The organism is Ferruginibacter sp. (assembly GCF_031430955.1).
Classification (GTDB): Bacteria; Bacteroidota; Bacteroidia; order Chitinophagales; family Chitinophagaceae; genus Ferruginibacter.
On the sequence record NZ_JANPCM010000458.1, the window covers coordinates 1 to 4,707 of the forward strand.

Consider the following 4,707-nt stretch of genomic DNA (forward strand, 5'->3'; position numbering starts at 1 on the left):
AGCGTTTTATTAAAAACATAGTTTGTAATGTTGTTGAAAATTATAACTTTAATATCAAATGGAGAAGAATAAAAAAGGAGTTAGGAATTTGGAATTAGTAATTAGGGCTTTTGCATTGCTACTGCCTGTTATTTTTAGTTCGTGTTCAATAAGCAAACAGATCAGCAAACAAGCCAATACCATTTTATTAAAAGATACTGCTATTAGCAGCGGACATATTGGTATAAGTATTTACGAACCAGCCACCAATAAATACTGGTATAATTATAATGCTACTAAATATTTTATTCCGGCGAGTAATACCAAATTATTTACGCTGTATGCAGGGATGAAATATTTGGGAGATAGTTTGGTGGGGTTGAGATATCAAATGAAAGGGGATTCGACAGTAATTGAACCCTCAGGGGATCCTACATTTTTACTACCTGAATTTAAAAATCAACCAGTATTAAAATTCTTGAAGAATCAAAAAAAAAATTTATTTATCAGAAACTTTTGTATTCAAAGATTTTTTAGGCAATGGGTGGGCATGGAATGACTATAAAGAAAGTTATATGTCCCAAATGAGTAGTTTTCCAATTTATGGTAATATCATTAAAGTAAAATGGGTTAATTCAGACAGCGTCAGTATTGTTCCATCGTTTTACCAGAGTCAAAGTGGTGTACTTGAAAAACTAAAAACTGGCTTCGAAGTCATTAAAGGATTTAACGATAACCATTTTGCTTTTATTAATGGTAATGATAAAAATAAAGAAGTGCCATTTACACCAGATATTACAAACATCCAGTCACTATTAAAAGATACATTAAAAAATATGATTGGGTCAGATTGGTGGATATACGACAAGACTGGTGATCTGATCATCCACTCCCAACCCACCGATTCCCTTTTTAAACCCATGATGCACCGCAGCGATAATTTTTTTGCAGAACAAACTTTATTAATGGCCAGCAATGAGCATTTGGGTTTTATGAATGATGAAAAAATTATTGATACCATTTTAAAATTAGATTTAAAAGATATTCTGCAAAAACCCAAATGGGTGGATGGCAGCGGGTTGAGCCGCTATAATTTATTTACACCAAAAAGTTTTGTTTACATTCTTAATAAAATGAAAAACGAATTTGGTTTAGAAAGGATGAAAAACATTTTACCTACCGGCGGCGAAGGCACGCTGTCTTCTTATTATAAAAAAGATGCAGGTTTTATCTATGCAAAAACCGGCACATTAAGTAATAACTGTGCTTTAAGCGGTTATTTAATTACTCATAAAGGTAAGCTGCTGATATTCTCCGTATTATCCAATAATTATATTACCGGTGCCACGCCGGTACGTAAAGCTGTAGAGCAGTTTTTACAGCAGCTAAGAGAAAAATATTAATTTTTTTCTACCCTTCAGGCAACGATGTTAAAACTAAGCGTATCTACTTCATACAAACGAAAACCAATTTAACCTTTAATCAAAAATGTTTGTTATGAAAAAAATCATTACCCTTTTGCTGGTTGTACTCACAGCATTTAGTTTTACATCCAAAGCCCAGCCCGGCACTACCTGCAATGCAGATTTTAGCTTTCAATTTGTAACCGGCAGTGCAGTAAAATTTACGCCTGTTGTTATTGGCGACTCTATTAATACTATACATTACTGGCGCTTTGGCGATGGTAATGCAGTTAGTATTCCACTACCAACGCACACTTATGCTTCAACTGGTGTGTATAGTGTTACGCATATAATTATAAGAACAAATCCTAATGGTGTTACTGTTTGTGCCGATTCGGTTTTTAAACAGGTTATCATTCAACAAACAACTCCATGCAACCTGCAGGCTTATTTTATTTGGCATGCAGATGCCACCAACTGGAATACGATACATTTTCAAAATCAATCTATACCTGTTGAACAGGGCGATTCTATAAGATGGAATTTTGGTGATGGTTCACCGGTGATAAATGGTTTGGTAAGTAATCTTTCAACACCAACTCATGTGTATCCCAATGCAGGTTTTTACAATGTTTGTATCCGTGTAAAGAAAAATAATTCTTTAGCAGGTACGCCACCATGTGTAAGTGAAATTTGCAAATCAGTTGCTGTTACTCAACCCTGCGACTTTACAGCTAATTTCAGTTCTCAACCCGATCCATCACATCCATTAAGAACTAAGTTTACTAATTTAAGTGCGCCTGTTATTGCTGCAGATTCTATCAGATGGACGTTTGGTGATGGCACCAGTGTTAACGGAATACTGGGCGACCCCAATGTTGCCAATCCAACTCACGACTATGCACAAGGTGGTATTTATACAGTTTGTATAAGAGTAAAGAAAGCAATTAATGCTGCCGGAACAGCACCATGTGTGAGGGAGATTTGCAAAACTGTTATTGTACAATCGCCATGCAACATACCCTTAAACTTCAGCATGCACCGGGATTCGCTTAATCCACGTAAAGTGCATTTCACTAATTTAACTGCGGTAACCACTGTCAACGCTATTGCAAAATGGAGTTTTGGCGATGGCACATTTGCAGGCACGTGGAATGCTGTGCATGAATATACACAACCCGGAATCTACAGGGTTTGCCTTACTGTACAAACCGAACCAAATTGTGTAAGAGAAAAATGTGATACGGTTGTTATTCCTCAAGCTGTCCCAGACTGTAAAGATCTTTCTAAATTTAAATTTGAAAAATTCAGTAATGACAATCAGAAATATAAATTTGTACCGGACTATATCAGCAATGATATTGTTTATACCTGGACGTTTGGTGATGGTACCGGCAGCCACGACCCGATTGCAACCCATCGTTATGCACAACCAGGTGTTTATGTTGCCTGCCTAACAGCATGGCGTGGCCCAAATTGTGCCTCTACAACATGTAAAGAAATAAAGGTGCTGCCACAAATAAACTGCGACAGTATTCATGTTAGTTATGTTTACCAGAGAGATCCGTTGGTACCTAATAAAATATATTTTCATGCCAACAGCAACTTTCCCATACTTGATCAAACCTGGACGATAACTAAATTATCGCCTGCAACAACACCTCCTGTAATACTGCACCAAAATAACCCGGTATATGTATTTAATGATACTGGTTTTTACAGAGTTTGCTTAAGGGCAATTACATTGGGTGGTTGTGTAAAAGAGTATTGCCAGGTAATACGAATAGAACGAGTGGTTAATTCAGTTTGTGAGTTACAGGCATTTCCTAACCCTACTACCAATCTTATCAATGTAAATGTATTTTTACCACAAGCGGGTGCAATTGATGCTTACATTTATAATACACTTAATGTACTGGTAAAAGAAAAGCATTTGCAGGGTGTGGCAGGTAATAATTTAGTTACCCTTAATGTAAATGATTTACTGCCCGGTTTGTACACCATTAAAGTAAAGTATGGTGGCAAGATATGTTATGCAAGGTTTAATAAATTATAATACCAAACTGAATTTCATTTTAGGGCAATGTGTGCCGGCTGAAATTCATGAATAGCATTTGTGGGTTGGTTTTTGGTAAATACCGATTTGAATAACATAAAAGTCACATCGGTATAACTTCTGGTTTCATGATGATAGAAAAAAGATCCTGCAGCTTAATTGTTGCAGGATTTTTTTTTGAACAGCACGTGGATAACAGCCGTTATATGCAGCCAATAGAAAATTAATAGATATATTTGAAGCAAATTTTACATCCTGATGAACGGGCTGGCAATATTACTTTCCATTACCACTGCTGCATTTGCAATAAAAAAACCGGCAACTATTTGCAGCGGGCCAGCACCGGCAAGATTTACACCAAGTGAAAAAAACATTCTTTATAAATTAGGCGATAGAAATATTTCGTTTAAAGTAACACAATATGGCCAGTTGGTTACCACCTGCTGTATTAATTTACATGATGATGAAGTAACGGCAGTAAAAGCAGCACGTACTGTTTTGGAACAAAAAGGCGGCATATTAATTAAGATCGAAAATAATGCTCAACGTAATATAAGTTTTCCGTTTAAAGGTTTGGTATATACATTTGATCCCAACAGGATATTTTCAAGAACCGGTATTGATGCCACTCTGAAAGCGAATGGCAAAAAAAATCCCCTTGCTGTAGTTGAAGTGGAAAAATTTGCGGCACAATTATTACAATTAATACCTGATACTATTTCCTGCATTGTTGCGCTGCATAATAATACCGATGGTGATTTTTCTGTAAAGACATATCAGAATGGTGGCAAAAGGCAGTATGATGCAAAACAAGTTTATGCAGATAGCTGGCAGGATATAGATGATATTACACTTACCACCGATGAAATATTATTCAATAAAATGAGCACACTGGGCTACAACAGTATTTTACAGGATAATGAAAAAGTAAATAAAGATGGTTCGCTAAGTGTGTATTACGGCGAACTGAACAAGCGCTATATAAATATTGAAACGCAGCATGGTAAAACTGCACAATACGGAGAAATGCTGAGCAAGCTTTTATTTTTTTTACAGGAAGAAAAAAAGCCTGATGTAAATCAGGCAATTGCTGATGGTGATTAAATTTTAAATCTTTTAAGTTTCTTTCTCGTTAATATAATCTTCGCTCACATCTTCTCCATTTACCCCTTCAGGAGATAGGGGTTTTACCTCCCAAACATTTTATCCAGCTCTTCTTTTTTAAATTCTAAATAAGTTGGCTTACCGTTGGGTGTAATATTAGGCGTA

The 4,707-nt window shown here is 36.0% G+C and carries 4 protein-coding genes; all 4 read left to right on the plus strand.

Going from position 1 to position 4,707, the window contains the following annotated elements; all coding sequences use genetic code 11:
* Positions 1 to 58 precede the first annotated feature (58 nt).
* The 4 genes from ACY65O_RS12645 (at position 59) to ACY65O_RS12660 (ending at position 4,542) form a co-directional block, all read left to right on the plus strand.
* On the plus strand, positions 59 to 538 hold the full coding sequence (locus ACY65O_RS12645) for a D-alanyl-D-alanine carboxypeptidase (RefSeq protein ID WP_462221219.1): 480 nt from the start codon (positions 59 to 61) through the stop codon (positions 536 to 538).
* 25 nt (positions 539 to 563) lie between these two features.
* Entirely contained in the window at positions 564 to 1,382 is an 819-nt protein-coding gene (locus ACY65O_RS12650; protein ID WP_462221220.1) for a D-alanyl-D-alanine carboxypeptidase, read from the plus strand.
* 94 nt (positions 1,383 to 1,476) lie between these two features.
* On the plus strand, positions 1,477 to 3,438 hold the full coding sequence (locus tag ACY65O_RS12655; RefSeq protein ID WP_462221221.1) for a PKD domain-containing protein: 1,962 nt from the start codon (positions 1,477 to 1,479) through the stop codon (positions 3,436 to 3,438).
* A gap of 258 nt (positions 3,439 to 3,696) precedes the next feature.
* On the plus strand, positions 3,697 to 4,542 hold the full coding sequence (locus ACY65O_RS12660; protein ID WP_462221222.1) for a hypothetical protein: 846 nt from the start codon (positions 3,697 to 3,699) through the stop codon (positions 4,540 to 4,542).
* The last annotated feature ends 165 nt before the right edge of the window (positions 4,543 to 4,707 follow it).